Below are 19,541 nucleotides of genomic sequence, written 5' to 3' on the forward strand. Positions count from 1 at the left end.
TCGTCCTGAGCCAGGATCAAACTCTCATTTAAAAGTCTGATTAGCTCAAATTTGCTGACTGTTATTTCATGTGTTACTTTTTATAATTCAAAGTTTCTCACACTGTTTAGTTTTCTAGGTTCTCGTTGTCTCTCTCGAGGCAACTTATTCAGTATAGCAAATTTTTCATTTGCTGTCAACTACTTTTTAAAACTTTTTTTAAATCATTTGTTGATTTATGAAGTTATTTGTCGTAGCTGACTTTTACTATAATACACCTTTTCCAAATAAAAGTCAACACGTTTTATTAAAAAGTTTTAGTTTTATTATTATATATTGTTTCAGCTACCTTTTTCCTCTTACATCATTATCTTATCTACTTCTTTTCTCAGTTTCTCCAAAACCCTTTTTTCAATTCTTGAAACTGTCATTTGAGATATTTCTAAATCTTTAGCTATGGATACTTGAGTCTTTTTATTGAAATATCTTTCAATTAATATTTGTTTTTCCACATCATTTAGTTTCTCCATAGTCCTTGTTAAAAAGTCATTGTTTTCTATTTTGCTAAAATATTCATCTTCTTCACCTATTAAATCTGCTAGATTTACATCTTTATCTTCACTATTAGAATCATAGGTTACATCTAGTGATTGAGGGGTATATACTTTACTAGCTTCCATAGCTTCTAGTATTTCTTCTTCTGTATAGTTCAAATAATTTGCTATATCTTCAATTGTAGGTGATCTTTGTAATTGTTGGGATAGTAGTACTTTTGCATTATTTATCTTTTTAGATAGTTCTTGTATTCTTCTAGGTACTCTTATGGTCCAACCCTTATCTCTAAAATACTTTTTTATTTCACCTATTATAGTTGGAGTTGCGAAACTTGAAAATTCATAACCTTTTTCTATATTATATCTATCTATAGCATATATAAGTCCTATACAAGCAACTTGATATATATCATCATATTCTATACCTCGATTAGCATACTTCTTAGATAATATCTCTGCAATGTATATATGCTTTTCAATTAGCTTATTTCTAATATCCTTGTCCTTAGTTTCACTATATGCCTTAAATAATTCCTTAATTTCCATCTTATCCTTTAGATTTTTTGTTTCTCTTTCTTCCTGACTCTTGCTAGTCATTGAATATCATCCTCTATATATTTAATCATTTCTATACCATTTTCAGTAAATGCTACTTTATCCATCAATGACTTTATAATGAGTAATCCTAATTCTCTTTCTTTTTTATCTTCTATATAATCAGGTATGTTTTCTTTAACACCTGTTACTTTTACTGTTAATCTTTCTTCTTCTATTTCAAATACTATTAATATTTCTTCTTTTTCATTCAAAATAAGTGCATTTATACAAGCTTCTCCTATGGAAACCTTAATATCCTCTATATCATCTACACTTAATGCCATACTATTTCCTATTCCTGAAGTAGTGAGTCTAATTAAACTAATATAATCAGGCTTTCTGGGGATTATAAGACTAATTACATCTTTATTCATCTACCTCACCTCTTATAATAAATAACTTATCTAATTCTGTAATATGAAATAACTTTAGTATATTAGGTTTAATATTTGATAAATATATCTTAAAATTATTATCTTTTAATTTTTTTAATATATATATTAATGCTCCAAGTCCTGTACTATCTACATAATCTAAATTATCACCGTCTATTAATATATCCCTCGGGTTACTATCAAAAGCATTTAATACCTTTTCTTTTAATTTAGGAGAAGTATAAATATCTATTTCGCCTTTTGGAAAAACAATCCACATATTTTCTTTTTCATCAAATTGTACTTCTATATTTAAAGACATTTGCAAAAACCTCCCTTTTTATATTATTATATATTGATTTTATAATAAAAGAATCTTAATGTAAAGTGTGATACTGGGATTTGAAATTTCTCTATAATAAAAGATTCCTTATTTTTAAAAATAAGGAATCTTAATATATTTATTCTTCTCCTACATATTTTGCTACAGCAACTACTCTGTCATCACTCATCTTCATAAGAGTAACTCCTTGAGTACTTCTACCCATAATGGATATATCTTTAGCTATAAGTCTGATTATTGTACCACTAAATGAAATCATCATTATTTCATCATTATCATCTACAACCTTAGCTGAAACTATATCTCCTGTTTTTTCTCTTATATGATAGGTTATTAAACCTTTTCCACCTCTATTTTGGGTCTTATATTCTTCTAAAGATGTTCTCTTACCAAATCCATATTCTGATATAACTAGTAGTCTCTTACCTTCTTCCACTAGTTCCATGGCAACAACTTTATCATCTTTTTTCAAATCTATAGCCTTTACACCCATGGCAGACCTGCCCATTTCTCTAACATCACTTTCGTTAAATCTAATGGACATTCCTTTTCTAGTTACTACAATTATTTCTTGCTTTCCATTAGTTTTTCTAACTCCTATTAACTCATCATCTTCTTTTAGACTAATACCTATAATGCCATTTTTTCTAATATTTTCAAAATGTTCTAATCCAGTTTTCTTAATTATACCAGATTTAGTAATTAAAATTAAATTAGTGGCAGTAGTATTTTTATTTATAGGAATTATGGCACTTATCTTTTCATCACCTGTTAAATTCAATAGATTTATTATGGCAGTTCCTTTAGCCTGTCTACCACCTTCTGGAATTTCGTATGCCTTTAATGAGAACACTTTACCTTTATTAGTAAAGAATAGAATAGTATCATGAGTTGAAGTAATGTACAGATCTTCCACGAAATCTTCTTCCCTAGTAGTTAAAGCTATTATTCCTTTTCCGCCTCTTTTTTGAGTCTTATATGTGTACTCAGGAGTTCTCTTTATATATCCAAAGTGAGTTAATGTAATTACAACATCTTCTTCTTCAATCATATCTTCTATATCTATTTCATCCGCTGAAGGCATTATTCTTGTTCTTCTAGGATCTCCATATTTTTCTTTTAACTCTATTAATTCATCTTTAATTATTTGATATATTAATCTTTCATTTGCTAAAATTTCTCTAAATCTATTGATTTCTTTTATGAGTTCTTCATATTCTTCCTCTAATTTTGCTCTTTCCAAACCAGTTAATCTTCTTAATCTCATATCCATTATAGCTTGAGATTGTCTATCTGATAGACCAAAGTTTTCCATCAAAGCTTCCTTAGCTATTGCTTCTGTTTTAGATGATCTTATGATACGGATTACTTCATCTATGTTATCTAAAGCTATTTTTAATCCCTCAACTATATGAGCTCTTTCTTCTGCTTTATTTAAATCATATTGAGTTCTTCTAGTTATTATTTCCTTCTGATGATCAACATAATAAGAAAGCATTTCCTTTAGATCCAAAATCTTAGGTTCATCATTAACTAAAGCTAACATTATAACTCCAAATGTAGTCTGAAGCTGAGTATATTTATATAGATTGTTTAAAACTACATTTGGATTTGCATCCCTTTTTATTTCTATAACTATTCTCAGACCTTCTCTATCAGATTCATCTCTTAAATCAGATATTCCTTCTAATTTTTTATCTCTAACATATTCTGCTATTTTTTCGATTAAATTTGCCTTATTAACCTGATAAGGTAGTTCTGTTACTATAATTCTATGTCTTCCTTTATTTGTTTCTTCTATTTCAGTAACAGCTCTTACCCTTATTTTACCTCTACCAGTTTTAAATGCAGATCTAATACCATCTTTCCCCATTATATGACCAGCCGTAGGAAAATCTGGACCTTTTATTACTGTCATTAAGTCATCTATTGTAGAATCAGGGCTATCTATAAGCATTACAATACCATCTATAACCTCTTTTAAGTTATGAGGCGGAATATTAGTTGCCATTCCTACTGCTATACCTGAAGAACCGTTAACCATTAAATTTGGAAATCTACTTGGAAGTACTATAGGCTCCTTTAATGTCTCATCAAAGTTTGGTCTATAGTCTACTGTATCTTTACCTATATCCCTTAACATTTCCATTGCAAGTTTTGTCATTCTAGCTTCTGTATAACGCATTGCAGCAGCTTCATCACCATCTATAGAACCAAAGTTTCCATGACCATCTACCAATGGGTATCTAATATTAAAATCCTGTGCAAGTCTTACCATTGCATCATAAACAGAACTATCACCATGAGGGTGATACTTACCCAGTACGTCCCCTACAACCCTAGCAGACTTTCTATAGGGTTTATCTGGACTCATACTAAGTTCATCCATAGCATAAATAATTCTTCTATGAACTGGTTTTAATCCATCACGTACGTCTGGTAAGGCACGACTCATAATTACACTCATGGAATAATCTAAGTAGGACTTTTTCATTTCGTGTTCAATATTTATTTCAACTACATTATCAAATTCTCTGTCCATGACTTACCTCCTATATATCTAGATTTTTTACAAATTTAGCATTTTCTTCAATGAATTGTCTCCTTGGCCCCACCTTATCTCCCATTAGAGTAGTAAATACTTCATCAGCGGCCACAGCATCTTCTAAAGTTACCTTTAAAAGAGTTCTGGTTGATGGATCCATAGTTGTAGACCATAATTGTTCTGGGTTCATTTCTCCAAGACCTTTATACCTTTGAAGAGTATAATTTGTTCTACCTATTTCATCTAAAAGTTTATCTAGTTCATTGTCATTGTATACATAATGTTCTTGTCTATTTTTAGTCACCTTATAAAGGGGTGGTTGAGCTATATATATATGTTCATTATCAATTAATTCTTTCATATATCTATAGAAAAATGTCAAAAGTAAAGTTCTAATATGTGCACCATCTACGTCAGCATCTGTCATTAAAATTATTTTACCATATCTTAACTTTTCTATATTAAAATCTTCACCAATTCCCGTTCCAAAGGCTGTAATCATGATCTTTATTTCCTCTGAACTTAAAATTCTATCTAATCTAGCCTTTTCTACATTTAATATTTTACCTCTCAGCGGCAGTATAGCTTGGAATTTTTTATCTCTGCCTTGCTTTGCACTACCACCAGCTGAGTTTCCTTCTACGATATAAATTTCTGTGGTTTCTAAATCAGAATCTTGACAATCTGCTAGTTTACCAGGCAATGTAGTATTCTCTAAAACAGATTTTCTTCTAGTTAAATCCCTTGCTTTTCTAGCAGCATCTCTAGCTCTCTGAGAAGATATTGCTTTTTCTAATATTATCTTTCCATCTTTAGGATTTTCTTCTAAATACATACTTATATAGTCATAAGTTAAGGATTCTACTATACCTCTAACTTCACTATTTCCTAGTTTACTCTTAGTCTGTCCTTCGAATTGAGGCTCCATTAACTTAACAGATAATATTCCAGTCAACCCTTCTCTTACATCATCTCCACTTAGATTTTCATCTTTCTCTTTAAGAAATCCATATTTTCTACCATAATCATTCATAATTCTAGTTAAGGCAGTTCTAAGTCCTGATAAGTGGGTTCCTCCTTCTGGTGTGTTAATATTATTAGCAAAAGTAAATATATTTTCTGAATATCCATCTGTATATTGTAATGCTAACTCTACAGTAGTGCCATCTTTTACTCCATCAAAATACATTATATCTTTTTGAATCGGAGTTTTATTTTTATTTATATATTCTACAAATGACTTTATTCCACCTTCATAATGGAATTCTTTTATTTTTTCTTCTCTTTTATCTTCTAGTATAATCTTAATTCCTTTATTTAAAAAGGCCATTTCCCTAAATCTATGTTCTAAGGTTTCAAAACTAAATATTATAGTTTCAAATATCTGTGCATCAGGTTTAAAATGAATAGTTGTACCTGTTTCATTAGAATCTCCCACTACTTCTAGTTCTGTTTTGGATATACCCCTTTCAAATCTTTGGGTATACTCTTTACCATTTCTTCTTACGTTAGCTATTAACCATTCAGATAGGGCATTTACTACAGAAACACCAACTCCATGTAGTCCACCAGATACCTTATATGCACCATTATCAAATTTTCCACCTGCATGTAGTATGGTTAAAACAGTTTCTACTGTAGATTTTCCAGTTTGAGGATGAGTTTCTACAGGTATTCCACTTCCATTATCTGTTATCTTAACTGAATTATCATCAAAAATAGTGACCCTAATAGTGTCACAAATTCCTGCTAAAGCCTCATCTATACTATTATCTACTACTTCATATACTAAGTGGTGGAGTCCTTTTACACCTGTACTACCTATATACATACCTGGTCTTTTTCTTACTGGTTCTAATCCTGTAAGTACTTGTATATCTTGGGCCGTATAATGTCTATCATTATTACTATTTATTTCGTTATCCATTAATTTACCTCCAATCTATTATTATCTATTCATAAGTATTTCTATTTGACAGTGCTTTTGAAGATATATTTGATGTATAAATTATTGTCTTATTATTTCTTGATACTAGTACATAAGATTTAATACTTTCATCCAAACTTCCAACTATTGAGTTTTCTTCTATCAATTTATTTATAAATTCTCTAGTCTTTTTAGTACCTTCTGCTGCCTTTTTATCCAGTATAGCTATTATGTCCTTTGTAAATATATAATTATTATCACCTATATGAATAATCATATTGTAACTCCTATCTAACTTAATTGTCCATTGTCTATATAATATATTGATTTTTCAATATTATCCATTTCTTTTAAATCTACAGCATCTGTTACTGTTATTAAAGTTTGCATATTTTTAAAAGAATGAATTAAATATCTTCGCCTTTCCTCATCTAATTCAGAAAAAACATCATCTAAAAGTAAAACTGGATAAACGCCTTTTTGTTTCTTTATTAGTTCTACTTCCGATAGTTTTATGGATAATACTGCTGTTCTTTGTTGTCCTTGAGAACCATAGGTTTTGAGCTCTTTATTATTTATATTAATAAATATATCATCTCTATGAGGTCCTAACTGCGTAAAAGATGACTCTATATCACTTTTTACATTATTTCTAAGTTTATCTAAATATCTTTTTTCCATCTCTATTTTATTATCTAATATTTCAATATTTGAAATATAGTGAAGTTCTAATTTTTCCTTTGATGAAGTTATATTATTGTGGGTTATTTCTAATATACTTGATAACTCTTTTATATACCTATATCTTTCTAATATTATTTCCGTGCCAATATTAGCCATTTGTAAATCAAATATTTCTAAAAGATTAGAAATATTTTCCTGAAACTTACCAGATCTTAATAGGTTATTTCTCTGAAATAACACTTTATTATATCTATTTATATTGAAATTATATACTGGTTTTATTTGTGAGATTTCCGTATCTAAAAAATTCCTTCTTTCACTAGGACCACCCTTTACTAATTTTAAATCTTCAGGAGAAAATACAACTACATTTAATCCACTATAAAGTTCTTTATGGCTTTTTAGTTCTGTTTTATTTACCCTAATTCTTTTTGCCTTGTCTCTTTCTAGCTTTATCTCTATAAATTTTTCATATTTCCCAATATTTATTTCAGAACCAACATAAGCTTCATTTTTATCGAAATTTATTATTTCCTTATCTCTACTTGTTCTGAAAGACTTTCCAGTTCCACAAATATAAATTGCTTCTAATAAATTAGTTTTTCCTTGAGCATTTTTTCCTATAAAGACATTAGTTTTTTCGTTTAGTTTTATATTTAGACTATAGTAATTTCTAAAGTTTATTAGTCTTATATTTTTTACATACAACAAAAACACCCCTTAAAGGCAAATAGTATTATACCACAATAAAGGAATCATAGCCCTCAATATTAACTATATCATCTTTTCTTATTTTTTTGCCTCTTTGTAATACTACCTCATTATTTACTTTTATGCTACCTTCACTTATGATAATTTTTGCTTGACCTCCAGTTTGAGCAACTCCTATATGTTTTAAAAATTGATCTAATTTTATATAATCAGTATCTATTGATATTTCCTTCATAATATCTCTCCTCTAAAAATCATCCTGTGCAAGACGAACAGGCAATACTAAATAAATATAATTTTCATCTTGTATTGGCTTTATAATACATGGATTTAAACTACCCATAAAGTTTAATTGTATTTCCTCTGAATCTATTATTTTTATACCTTCTAGTATATACCTTGAATTAAATGCAATATTTATATTTTCCCCATTTACATCTGCATTTATTACTTCATTTACATTTCCTATTTCAGAATTAGATTTTATAAGTATTTGTTCATTCACTATATTTAATTTAACTAAATTAGCTTTTTCTTCTTTAGCCAATAGTGAAGCTCTCTCTAAACTATTTTGAAACTCTCGTTTATTAACTGTTACAGATGTTTTATGATCCTTTCTTATGATTTCTCTATAATTAAAGAATTGACCTTCTAGGAGTCTTGAATATACTATTGTATCTCCAGTATTGAATACAACATGACCTGGTGCTGCTGCTATTTTCATTATTTCTTCATTATCTTCCAAAATCTTATTTAATTCATTTAGTGCTCTACCTGGTATTATTATTTTAAGCTGTACATCTGATTCTATTGGTAATTTTCTTAAAGATAATCTATAACCATCTAAGGCAACAAAAGAAATAAGCTTATTTTCAATCTCTATTAATACACCCGTCAAAGACGGCCTAGTTTCATCTTGAGTAGTTGCAAATACAGTTTGCCTTATGGCAGATTTAAATAGGTCATTTGGCAATTCAAAGCTTGTGTGGTCTAATATCAAAGGAAGATCAGGATATTCTTTCGATGAATTTCCTATTATATTGAATTCAGAGTTCTCGCATTTAATATTTATATTATTGTTATCCACATGTATATAAATTGGTGCATCTGGAAGTTTTTTTACTATATCTCCAAATATTTTAGAATTAACTACAATTGCCCCTTCTTCTTCTATTTCACAATTTACATAGGTTTCAATACTTATTTCTAGGTCAGTTCCTATAAGTCTTAATCTACCCTTGTATGCTTCTAGTAAAATACCATCTAATATTTGTAAAGTTGTTCTAGATGATATTCCTTTTTGTGCAATATTTATATGTTTAGATAAATCTTTTTGGTTTATTTTAAATTTCATTTTAATTAGACCTCCTCTTTTTCATGATATAGAAAGAATATAAAATATATAGTAGTAATAGTAGTAGGGGCTGTGATTATGTGGATAACAGTTTGTAATTGGAAATATAAAAGATTATACACTTTTAATAACATGTGGATAAGTATTTATAAACTATTTAAACTATCCACAACTAGTAATATAATTTATCCTTTTAATTCTTTTACTATATCATCAATTTTCTTTTTTAAATCTTGATTTTCATTTATATCTGTACTTATTTTATCATAAGCATGTATTACAGTTGTATGATCTCTACCACCAAATTCTTCTCCAATTTTAGGTAAAGATAAATCAGTAAGTTCTCTAGTTAAATACATAGCAATTTGTCTAGGATGTGCTATTGCTCTAGTTCTTTTCTTTGAATTAAAATCATCTATTTTAATTTTAAAGTTTTTAGATACTATTTCTTTTATTAAATCTACAGTGATTTCTACAGTTTTATTGCTCAATAATATATCTTTTAAAGCTTCTTCTGCCAGTTCTTCAGTAACTTCACTATTAGTTAAAGAAGAATAGGCTACTACTCTGATTAAAGCCCCTTCTAACTCTCTAATATTAGACTGGATTTTTGAAGCTATATAAAGCATTACATTATCATTTACTTTAATATTTTCTACATTAGCTTTTTTTCTAAGAATGGCTATTCTTGTTTCTAAATCTGGTGGTTGAATATCTGCAATAAGTCCCCACTCAAATCTAGATCTAAGTCTGTCTTCCAACGTTGGAATTTCTTTAGGTGGTCTATCACTAGATATTATTATTTGTTTATTTGCTTCATGAAGTGCATTAAAGGTATGGAAAAACTCCTCTTGGGTACCTTCTTTACCAGCAATAAATTGAATATCGTCTACTAGAAGAACATCTATATTTCTATATTTATTTCTAAATTCTTCATTTCTATATTCTCTAATAGAGTTAATTAATTCATTTGTAAATTTTTCTGACGAAACATATACTACCTTTGAGTTAGGATTTTGACTAAGTATATAATGTCCAATTGCGTGCATTAAGTGAGTTTTTCCAAGTCCAACTCCTCCATAAATAAATAAAGGATTATATGCTTGTGCTGGTGCTTCAGCTACAGCTAACGAAGCTGCGTGGGCAAAACGGTTACTATTGCCTATTACAAATGTATCAAAAGTGTATTTAGGATTTAACTGTGATTTATGATTATTATCATTTGTCTCTTGTACTACAGGTTGTCCTATGTTTAGAGAATATTCTTCTCCAGGTATAATAAATTGAATATCAAATTCTTCCTCGGTAATATGAGAAAAGGCATTTTTTATTAGATTAAGGTATCTTCCTACTAAAATACCTTTTGTAAATTCATTAGGCGCTGCTAAAATTACTTTATCAGAAGAAATGCTAATGGGCTCTATTGCTTTCAGCCAAGTATTGAAACTAACTTCTGTTAATTCTACTTTAATAAGGTTTAAAACCTCATTCCAAATATTATCTAAACTTGAAGCCATTTTTTTACCTCCTATCCATTAAAATTATAGCCTATAGAAAAAAATTTAAACTTTTTTATAAAAGTCATAGGAAAAAGTTCTATAAAAAAAATAAAAATATTCGTTCTTGAAAACTTATTAGCAAAAAGTTCATAAATTAACAGAATGAAATTAGAAATTTTCTATAGGTTATAAACATAGTTATCAACAAGATTTTTAAATTTATATAAAAAAAATAAATGAGTTTGGAAAATAAAGTTTGTGGATAAACTATTGATATAATGTTATTAAAAAAATAACATTTATAAATATTAACTTATCAACACAGCATAAAAAAAATACAATGTGGATAAAAGGTGAGATAAATACAAGCTTTTATGTAAGAAAGTCCTAAGCGATATAAAAGTTATACACATACTATCCACAAAATGTGTATAACTTTTGATTCTTGATAAGTAAAATATAATATCCACATGTTATTTAATAATAACAAAAAACGTAAAGATATTCAACAAAATTATCCACAACTTAAACATATTGTTAGTAACTTTTTCTAAATATAGTTTTGTTGAAAAATCTTGACATATCTGCTTCAAATAAATATAATCATTAGTAGTATTCATGTTTTCTTAATGGAAAACTCTGTATTATTTTATATATTTCTGAAGTTATATTATCGAAGGAGGTGTTTATAAGTGAAAAGAACTTATCAACCAAAAAAGAGACAAAGAAGTAGAGAACACGGATTTAGAAAAAGAATGAAAACTAGATCAGGTAGAGAAATAATAAAAGCAAGAAGAAGAAGAGGTAGAAAGAAATTAACTGCATAAGGCCGCTAATATGGTGGCCTTTTTATAACGAATAGAAAAGTTTCCTTAACTTTGAATGTTTTCTATATATTATAGAAGCTTTTCTTATAATTAAAGGCCATTTATTTGACTAAAGGGAGCAAATGCAATGAATAAGATTTATAGATTAAGAAGTAATATGGAGTTTAAGAAAGTCTATAGTGGTGGAAAGAGTTATTGGAACAGAAATTTAGTTCTTTACGTTAAGAAGAATAATATTGGAAACACTAGAGTAGGTTATTCTATTACTAAAAAGATTGGAAATTCAGTTGTTAGAAATAAGATAAGAAGACGGATGAAAGAAATTTATAGACTAAATTTTGAGAACATAAAGAATAACTATGATTTAATTTTTATACCAAAAAAAAACACGGTGGATATTTCATATAAAGAGTTAGAAAGTGCAATGCTTCATATTTTAAAATTAGGAAACTTATTGATGGATAAAAGAGATAGTGATGGCTAAAATAGCTATTTTTTTAATCAAATTTTATCAGAATTTTATATCGAAATATATACTAACTAGAAAAAATTGCAGATTTTATCCAACTTGCTCAGAATATTCTATACAAGCCTACCAAAAATATGGATTTATTAAGGGAACTTATTTAACTATAAGAAGAATATTGAGATGTCATCCATTTAATAAAGGAGGATATGATCCGTTAAAATGATAGGGGGTTTATAAATGACGGCTTTTTTAGGTAACATATTAGGCGGGCTTTTAAAGTTTGTCTATGATATGGTGTCTAATATTGGTACAGAACCACAAAATTTTTCTTTTTATGCAATGGCTATAATAATAACGACTGTAATATTTAAGATTATACTTTTACCTGTTAATTTACATCAGAGTAAATCCTCAAAGAAGATGAATGAGATTCAACCGAAAATGAAAGAAATTCAAAATAAATATAAAAATGATCCTCAAACTATGCAGGCAAAGATGGCAGAATTATATAAAGAACATAATTATAATCCAGCTGCTGGATGTTTGCCACTTTTAATTCAATTTCCCATTATTCTTGCTTTTTTTAAAGTAATGGGCAATCCTACTATTTATGCTTTCAAAGACCCAGCAGTTTACCAAGCTATGAATAAAACATTTTTTTGGATTCAAAATCTAGAAGTTCCAGATCCTTACCTTTGGGGACTACCATTGTTAGCAGCAGCTACTACTTATTTACAAAGTTTAACTATGGTTCAGCCAAGTACAGACCCTCAAGCACAAGCTACACAGAGAATGATGAATATATTTTTACCTGTAATGATTTTTATGGCTGCAAAAGGATTTGCAGCAGGACTTGCACTATATTGGGTAATAGGTAATATTTTCTCTATTATACAACAAGTTGTGACAAATAAGTCTTTACGTAAAATTAAGGAGGAGAATTAAGGTCATGAGGTCTGTTATTAAGGTATCAAAAACCATTGATGAAGCAGTAAAAGAGGCTTTAATGGAATTGAATGTAAGTGAAAAAGATGTTGAAATAGAGGTAATAGAGGAACCAAGTAAAGGTTTATTTGGTTTAATCGGTGGAAAAGACGCAAAAGTTAGGGTTTCTGTAACATATGACCCTATTGAAATAGCAGATAATTATTTATCAAAGATATTAAATTCTATGAATATAAGTGCAGTAAATGTAGTTAAAAAAGATGGAGATAGTCTAATTGTAGATATAAAGGAAATTAGCTCCACAGATATGGGGATATTAATAGGAAAAAGAGGTAATACTCTTGATGCAATTCAGTATTTATTAAGTTTAGTTATAAATAAAAATCGAGATGATTATACTAAGGTTGTAGTAGATACAGAAGGATATAGGGCAAAGAGAGAAGAAACCTTGATAAAATTAGCTAATAAAATGGCTGAAAAAGCGAAATATATTAGAAAGCCTATTAAATTAGAACCTATGAATCCTTATGAAAGAAGAATTATACATTCTGCATTACAAAATATACAAGGAATAACAACTTATAGCGAAGGTGATGAACCTTACAGAAGAGTAGTTATTCAAGCAAAGTAAAACTAAGAACCCAGTATAATACTGGGTTTCTCTTATGATATAGAGAATCTTGTAAATTATTATAAATATGGAGAGTATTGGAATATTAAATACTTTTGTTAGTGAGGTGAAATTATGACTATTGCTGCAATTTCTACAGCTATTGGTGAGGCTGGAATAGGTATAGTAAGAATTAGTGGAAAAAATGCTTTAAGTATTGGAAATGCCATATTTAAAGGTAATAAAACAGAAAAACTAGGTAACAAATATAATAGAAAATTAGTATATGGACATATTGTAGATAAAAAAAACAATCAATTAATAGATGAAGTTTTAATATCTTTTATGAAAGGACCTACTACCTATACTAGAGAGGATATGGTAGAGATATATTGTCACGGTGGCATTATTTCAGTAAAGAAAGTATTGGAACTTGTATTAAATAGTGGAGCAAGACTAGCCGAGCCAGGAGAATTTACTAAAAGAGCATTTTTAAATGGAAGATTGGATTTATCTCAGGCAGAAGCTATTATAGACATGATAAAAGCTAAAACAGATAAAAGTTTTGAGACATCCTTAGATCAATTGGAAGGCTCTTTATCTAGAAAGATAAAGGAAATAAGAGATATACTATTGGAGATGATTGCCCATGTTGAAGTTTCAATAGATTTTCCAGATGAAGACATAGAAGAAGTTACCTACGATGATTTAAAATTAAGTGGCAATAAAGTAAAGGAAGAAATAGAAAAACTTTTATCTACAGCAGATAGAGGTAAGATTTTAAGAGATGGACTAAATACTGTAATACTAGGTAAACCTAATGTAGGAAAATCATCTTTATTAAATGCAATTCTTCGAGAAAACAGGGCTATAGTAACTGATATACCAGGTACTACAAGAGATGTCATAGAAGAATATGTAAATATAGATGGAATACCTCTTAGGATAGTAGATACTGCTGGTATTAGAGATACAGATGATATAGTGGAGCAAATAGGTGTGGACAGGGCCAAAGAAACTGTTGAAAAGTCTGATTTAGTTATAGGAGTATTCGATGCTTCAAAAGAGTTATCAAGTGAAGATTATAAGATCATAGAGCTAATTAAAAATAAGAAGAGTATAGTTATTTTAAATAAAACAGATTTACCTAATAAGTATAATAAAGATGATTTAAAAAAACTTATAGATAATAAGGATGTAATAGAAACCTCTATTACTTCTGGTATAGGTATAGATGTACTAGAAAAGAATATAAAAGATATGTTTTATAGCGGAGAAGTAGAGATTTATTCTGATGCAGTAATTACAAATATGAGGCATAAAAATCAGTTAATAAAATCTTTAGAGAATATAACACAGGCTTTAGAGGACATAGGAGCAAATGTACCTATAGATTGTATAGAAGTTGATTTGAAAAATTGTTGGGAAAACTTAGGTGAAATCTCTGGAGATACCATAGGAGAAGATATTTTAGATAGGATATTCTCTGAATTTTGCATAGGAAAATAGAAAAGATAGTGAAAAGTGTATAGTGAATAGTAAAAAGCTTTGAATTAATAAAAAATATCTATTTTAGTTTTTATTTAGTAGTTTCGAATTTATTCGAAACTTGTCTGAACTATTCACTGATTTATTAGAAAGGTGAAATTTATGAAAGAAGTGAAAAGATATTTTGCAGGAGAATATGATGTTATAGTAGTAGGTGCTGGTCATGCAGGTGTTGAGGCGGCTCTTTCTAGTAGCAGAATGGGTATGAACACCATGATAATGACAATGAGTTTAGATTCTATAGTAGCATTATCTTGTAATCCCAATATAGGGGGAACGGGGAAAGGACATTTAGTAAGGGAAATAGATGCCCTTGGTGGAGAAATGGCATTAAATATAGATAAGTCTTTTATTCAATCAAGAATGTTAAATACATCTAAGGGTCCTGCTGTTCATTCCTTGAGAGTTCAAGCAGATAAAAAAATATATCATACCGAAATGAAAAAGATATTAGAGGAAGAACCAAATCTAACCCTAAGACAAGGGGAAGTAATAGATATATTATTACAAAACAATGTGGTAAAAGGAGTTATAACGAGAACAGGAGCAATTTATAATTGTAAGTCTGTAATCTTAGCCACAGGAACTTATTTAAAGGGAAGAATATTTATGGGAGAAGTCAACTATGAATCAGGACCTGATGGAATGTTTCCTTCCATACTTTTATCAGATGCTTTAAAAGAAAAAGGTTTTCAAATGAGAAGGTTAAAAACTGGTACACCTGCTAGAGTCCATAGGGATAGTATAGATTATTCAAGGATGGAGATTCAACCAGGAGATGAAGAAGTTATACCTTTTTCTTTCCTAAATATGGATAAAACATTTGATAGAGAGCAAGTTCCATGTTATTTAACTTATACTACGGAAAAGATGCATGAAATCATAAGAAATAATTTACATCGTTCTCCAATGTACGCAGGAGATATTGATGGTATTGGTCCTAGATATTGCCCTTCAATAGAGGATAAGGTAGTTAGATTTGCAGATAGAAATAAACATCAGGTATTTATTGAACCAGAGGGTTTGTCTACAAAGGAAATGTATGTACAAGGAGTAAGTTCTACATTGCCAGAAGAGGTTCAATTGGAAATGTATAAAGAGATAATAGGTCTTGAAAATGTAAGATTTATGAGATCAGCCTATGCAATTGAATATGATTCAATAGATTCTACAATATTAAAGAGAACATTGGAACATAAGGAAATAGAAAATCTCTTTTTTGCAGGACAAATAAATGGATCATCAGGATATGAAGAAGCTGCAGCTCAAGGTTTAATTGCTGGAATAAACGCGGTATTAAATATAAGAGGAGAAGAACCCTTTATACTTGACAGGTCAGAAGCTTATATCGGGGTGTTAATTGACGATTTGGTTACTAAGGGCACAGAAGAGCCGTATAGGATGATGACATCACGTGCTGAGTATAGACTTACTTTAAGACAAGATAATGCGGATTTAAGGCTTACAGAGCGTGGCTATAAAATAGGATTAGTAACGGAAGACAGATATAAAAGAATGTTAGAAAAGAAAGAAGCTATAGCACTTGAATTAGAAAGACTGAAAAAGGTTCAAGTAAATCCTACTAAAGAGAACAATGATATAATTGAGAGTTTAAATAGTTCTCCAATAAATACACCTACAAATATTTATGAGTTAATAAAAAGACCTGAATTGGGATATGACTCTTTATCAGTTCTAGATTTAGATAGGCCTGAACTATTAAGGGAAATTAGATTGCAGGTAGAAACTCAGATTAAATATGACGGCTATATAAAGAAACAAATGATTCAAATAGAACAGTTTAAAAAGCTAGAAAATAAAAAGCTAAGTGAGGATATGGACTACAATGTAGTAAAGGGGCTTAGCAATGAGGCAAAACAAAAATTAAATGATATAAAGCCCGATTCTGTAGGACAGGCATCTAGAATATCAGGAGTATCTCCATCGGATATAAATGTATTATTAATTTATTTAGAACATAAAAGAAGGGTGGGAAAAGAAAATAGAGATGAACTCGATTAATACCCTATTAGATGGAATAGTAGATTTAAATATGGAATTAAGTCAAGAGCAACAAAATCAGTTTATTAAATATAAGAGATTATTAAAAGAATGGAATGAAAAAATTAATATTACTGCCATAACTGATGATGTAGAGATCGATATAAAACATTTTTTAGATAGTCTTACTCCAATAGCGACTAAATTATTTGATGGCAGAAAAAAGATAATAGATATAGGAACAGGAGGAGGATTTCCAGGTCTACCTCTTAAGATTTTTAATAAGGAATTACAAGTTACATTATTAGATAGTTTAAATAAAAGAATTACTTTTTTAAATGAAGTAATTAAGGAATTAGAATTAAATAATATAGAGGCTATACATGGAAGGGCAGAAGAGCTTGGAAGGACAGAAATATATAGAGAACAATATGACATATGTGTATCTAGAGCAGTTGCGTCATTAAATACTTTATCAGAATACTGTATGCCTTTTGTAAAAGTAGGTGGATATTTTATATCTATGAAAGGTGAAGATGTAGAAAATGAATTAAAAGAGTCAGAAAAAGGAATCGAGACACTAGGTGGAAGGATTATAAAGAAACAGTTGGTAAAAATTCCTAAATCTGATATAATACATTCTTTGATAATAATAGAGAAAATAAAAGAGACTCCTACAAAATATCCTAGGGGTGGAGGAAAACCAAAGAAAAACCCACTATAATTTGTAGAAATTTGTAGAAAAAAACTTGGGCAATAAAGAAGGAAATAATCTACCTAATGTAGAAATATATATTAATGTCAATTGAGAAGAGGGATGTCATGAAAAATACTCAACCGGAAATAAAATATATTCCTATATCTATTATTAAACCTAATCCATATCAGCCTAGAAAAGAGTTTAATCAAAGAGCCTTAGAAGAACTTAGTCAATCTATAAAATCATATGGAGTAATTCAACCTATTAGTGTTAGGAAAATTAGGGAGGATTCCTATGAATTAATAGCTGGAGAAAGAAGGCTTAGAGCTTCTGAGCTGGCTGGATTAAGTGAAATACCTGCCATTGTAGTAGATTATAGAGACAAAGAATCAGCTTTAATTGCATTAATGGAGAATCTTCAAAGGGAAGATCTAAATTTCATTGAAGAAGCTGAAGGCTATTATAATCTAATATCAGATCATGGTTTTACTCAACAAGAAGTAGCAGAGAAAATGGGTAAAAACCAATCTACAGTTGCTAATAAGCTAAGGCTTTTGAAATTACCAGAAGACATTAAAAGGAGTCTATTGGAATATAATTTGACTGAAAGACATGGAAGAGCATTGTTAAAACTGGCAGATGATGATTTGAAAAGAAAGATACTTGAAAGAGTAATAAAAAATGAATTAAATGTAAATCGAACAGAGGCTTTAGTGAATGATATATTAAATGATTTAACTAAAGAAGAAAAAGTTGAATCAAAACAAAATATAAAAAGTTTAATAAATGTTAGAATATACTTAAATACATTTAAAAAAGCCTTTTCTGCCATTAAAGATACTGGAGTTAATGCAGAGTACAAGGAAGTAGATAAGGGAGATCATGTAGAAGTAGTGGTTAAAATACCGAAATAATTTAAATTTGGACGGCATGAAAGCCGTCCATTATTATATTAATTGTAATTATTCAACACTTTTCTATCTTGTGAAATATTGATTAGTTCAGACATAGTAACAAAACTATAACCTTCCTCAATTAATTGAGGCAAAATGACTTTTAGAGCTTCTACAGTATGACTCTCAGGTTTATATACATAATCATGAAATAAGATTATATCTCCATTTTGTATTTTAGATAATGTAGTATCTATTACTACATCTACTCCAGGATTACTCCAATCTTTAGAATCTTGATAAAATGTCCAAAGTACCACAGAAGAATCATCACTACTTACAATTTTAACTACATCATCGTTATAATTTCCATAGGGTGGTCTAAATACCTTAGGCCTTATATTTGCTATAGAATAGACTATATCCTGAGTTTTTTCAAATTCTTGTTTAATAATCTTTGCTGAAACTTTTTTCATATTTACATGAGAATATGAATGGTTTCCAATTTCATGACCTTCAGCTACTTGTCTTTTAATTATATCTGGATATATTTCAGCATATTTTCCTAATACAAAAAAAGTTGCCTTAGCATCATATTGTTTTAATAAATCCAAGATTTCCACAGTATACTTTGGATGAGGACCATCATCAAAAGTTAAAGCTACTACTTTATCTTCTTTAGATCCTCTTGAAACAATAACAGCTCTATTATTTGAAAATGTGTATACTGATTTGGGATATGTATTATAAATAGTTACTATCATAAAAACCATAACTATAATAGTAATATCTAATATTATATTAATATCTTTTCTTATTTTATTCATTTAGATTCTCCTTATTTTGAAATATTAGAACTTATATAAAATTATATTCAATGGGGCAAGTACATATTAATAAAAGTAATAAATGTTTCATATTGAACATTTATTACTTTTATAATTATTGAATAGAAAATTATATTATGATATTGTTTTAATA

At 28.9% G+C, this 19,541-nt stretch carries 20 protein-coding genes; 9 read left to right on the forward strand and 11 right to left on the reverse strand.

Annotated elements, in window-relative coordinates:
• Positions 1 to 338: 338 nt before the first annotated feature.
• From FYJ83_RS14395 to dnaA, 10 genes are all read right to left on the reverse strand, one after another.
• Positions 339 to 1,130: a SigB/SigF/SigG family RNA polymerase sigma factor gene (locus tag FYJ83_RS14395; RefSeq protein WP_154441622.1), complete on the reverse strand. Its 792-nt coding sequence runs from the start codon at positions 1,128 to 1,130 to the stop codon at positions 339 to 341.
• Positions 1,127 to 1,504 carry an ATP-binding protein gene (locus FYJ83_RS14400; protein WP_154441624.1) on the reverse strand — a complete coding sequence of 126 codons (378 nt, stop codon included), beginning with the start codon at positions 1,502 to 1,504 and terminating at the stop codon, positions 1,127 to 1,129. The genes FYJ83_RS14395 and FYJ83_RS14400 overlap by 4 nt, the downstream gene beginning before the upstream one ends.
• Complete coding sequence (locus tag FYJ83_RS14405; protein WP_154441626.1) at positions 1,497 to 1,826, reverse strand: anti-sigma factor antagonist; 330 nt, start codon at positions 1,824 to 1,826, stop codon at positions 1,497 to 1,499. Before FYJ83_RS14405 ends, FYJ83_RS14400 begins: the two co-directional genes overlap by 8 nt.
• A 139-nt stretch (positions 1,827 to 1,965) precedes the next feature.
• Entirely contained in the window at positions 1,966 to 4,389 is a 2,424-nt protein-coding gene (gyrA, locus tag FYJ83_RS14410) for a DNA gyrase subunit A (protein WP_154441628.1), read from the reverse strand.
• A 10-nt stretch (positions 4,390 to 4,399) separates the two neighbouring features.
• Entirely contained in the window at positions 4,400 to 6,319 is a 1,920-nt protein-coding gene (gene gyrB / locus FYJ83_RS14415) for a DNA topoisomerase (ATP-hydrolyzing) subunit B (RefSeq protein ID WP_154441630.1), read from the reverse strand.
• Positions 6,320 to 6,344: 25 nt separating this feature from the next.
• A complete protein-coding gene (remB, locus tag FYJ83_RS14420) occupies positions 6,345 to 6,596 on the reverse strand; it encodes an extracellular matrix regulator RemB (RefSeq protein WP_154441632.1) in 252 nt (83 codons plus the stop codon).
• Between the two features lie 14 nt (positions 6,597 to 6,610).
• Entirely contained in the window at positions 6,611 to 7,711 is a 1,101-nt protein-coding gene (gene recF, locus FYJ83_RS14425; protein ID WP_154441634.1) for a DNA replication/repair protein RecF, read from the reverse strand.
• Positions 7,712 to 7,739: 28 nt separating this feature from the next.
• Positions 7,740 to 7,949, reverse strand: a complete 210-nt coding sequence (locus FYJ83_RS14430) for an RNA-binding S4 domain-containing protein (RefSeq protein ID WP_154441636.1) — start codon at positions 7,947 to 7,949, stop codon at positions 7,740 to 7,742.
• 12 nt (positions 7,950 to 7,961) lie between these two features.
• Complete coding sequence (dnaN, locus tag FYJ83_RS14435; protein WP_154441638.1) at positions 7,962 to 9,068, reverse strand: DNA polymerase III subunit beta; 1,107 nt, start codon at positions 9,066 to 9,068, stop codon at positions 7,962 to 7,964.
• A gap of 185 nt (positions 9,069 to 9,253) precedes the next feature.
• Entirely contained in the window at positions 9,254 to 10,585 is a 1,332-nt protein-coding gene (gene dnaA, locus FYJ83_RS14440) for a chromosomal replication initiator protein DnaA (protein ID WP_154441640.1), read from the reverse strand.
• A gap of 674 nt (positions 10,586 to 11,259) precedes the next feature.
• Between dnaA and rpmH the strand changes: the two genes are divergently transcribed.
• From rpmH to noc, 9 genes are all read left to right on the forward strand, one after another.
• Positions 11,260 to 11,394, forward strand: a complete 135-nt coding sequence (gene rpmH / locus FYJ83_RS14445; protein WP_072977524.1) for a 50S ribosomal protein L34 — start codon at positions 11,260 to 11,262, stop codon at positions 11,392 to 11,394.
• Positions 11,395 to 11,521: 127 nt separating this feature from the next.
• Positions 11,522 to 11,878, forward strand: coding sequence for a ribonuclease P protein component (gene rnpA, locus FYJ83_RS14450; RefSeq protein ID WP_154441642.1), 357 nt, complete (start codon positions 11,522 to 11,524; stop codon positions 11,876 to 11,878).
• Positions 11,871 to 12,086, forward strand: a complete 216-nt coding sequence (yidD, locus tag FYJ83_RS14455; protein ID WP_154441644.1) for a membrane protein insertion efficiency factor YidD — start codon at positions 11,871 to 11,873, stop codon at positions 12,084 to 12,086. Before rnpA ends, yidD begins: the two co-directional genes overlap by 8 nt.
• 14 nt (positions 12,087 to 12,100) lie before the next feature.
• Positions 12,101 to 12,808, forward strand: coding sequence for a YidC/Oxa1 family membrane protein insertase (locus FYJ83_RS14460; RefSeq protein ID WP_154441646.1), 708 nt, complete (start codon positions 12,101 to 12,103; stop codon positions 12,806 to 12,808).
• 4 nt (positions 12,809 to 12,812) lie between these two features.
• Positions 12,813 to 13,439, forward strand: a complete 627-nt coding sequence (gene jag / locus FYJ83_RS14465; RefSeq protein ID WP_154441648.1) for an RNA-binding cell elongation regulator Jag/EloR — start codon at positions 12,813 to 12,815, stop codon at positions 13,437 to 13,439.
• Positions 13,440 to 13,553: 114 nt separating this feature from the next.
• Positions 13,554 to 14,927 (forward strand): tRNA uridine-5-carboxymethylaminomethyl(34) synthesis GTPase MnmE, encoded by a 1,374-nt coding sequence (gene mnmE, locus FYJ83_RS14470; protein WP_154441650.1) that lies wholly within the window; start codon positions 13,554 to 13,556, stop codon positions 14,925 to 14,927.
• A 141-nt stretch (positions 14,928 to 15,068) separates the two neighbouring features.
• Positions 15,069 to 16,988, forward strand: a complete 1,920-nt coding sequence (gene mnmG / locus FYJ83_RS14475; RefSeq protein WP_154441652.1) for a tRNA uridine-5-carboxymethylaminomethyl(34) synthesis enzyme MnmG — start codon at positions 15,069 to 15,071, stop codon at positions 16,986 to 16,988.
• Positions 16,975 to 17,691 (forward strand): 16S rRNA (guanine(527)-N(7))-methyltransferase RsmG, encoded by a 717-nt coding sequence (gene rsmG, locus FYJ83_RS14480; protein ID WP_154441654.1) that lies wholly within the window; start codon positions 16,975 to 16,977, stop codon positions 17,689 to 17,691. The genes mnmG and rsmG overlap by 14 nt, the downstream gene beginning before the upstream one ends.
• A 98-nt stretch (positions 17,692 to 17,789) precedes the next feature.
• Positions 17,790 to 18,581, forward strand: a complete 792-nt coding sequence (gene noc / locus FYJ83_RS14485) for a nucleoid occlusion protein (protein ID WP_154441656.1) — start codon at positions 17,790 to 17,792, stop codon at positions 18,579 to 18,581.
• Between the two features lie 38 nt (positions 18,582 to 18,619).
• Here noc and FYJ83_RS14490 read toward each other — a convergent pair whose 3' ends face one another.
• A complete protein-coding gene (locus FYJ83_RS14490) occupies positions 18,620 to 19,387 on the reverse strand; it encodes a polysaccharide deacetylase family protein (protein WP_154441658.1) in 768 nt (255 codons plus the stop codon).
• Positions 19,388 to 19,541 lie beyond the last annotated feature (154 nt).

The organism is Tissierella pigra (assembly GCF_009695605.1).
Lineage (GTDB): Bacteria > Bacillota > Clostridia > Tissierellales > Tissierellaceae > Tissierella > Tissierella pigra.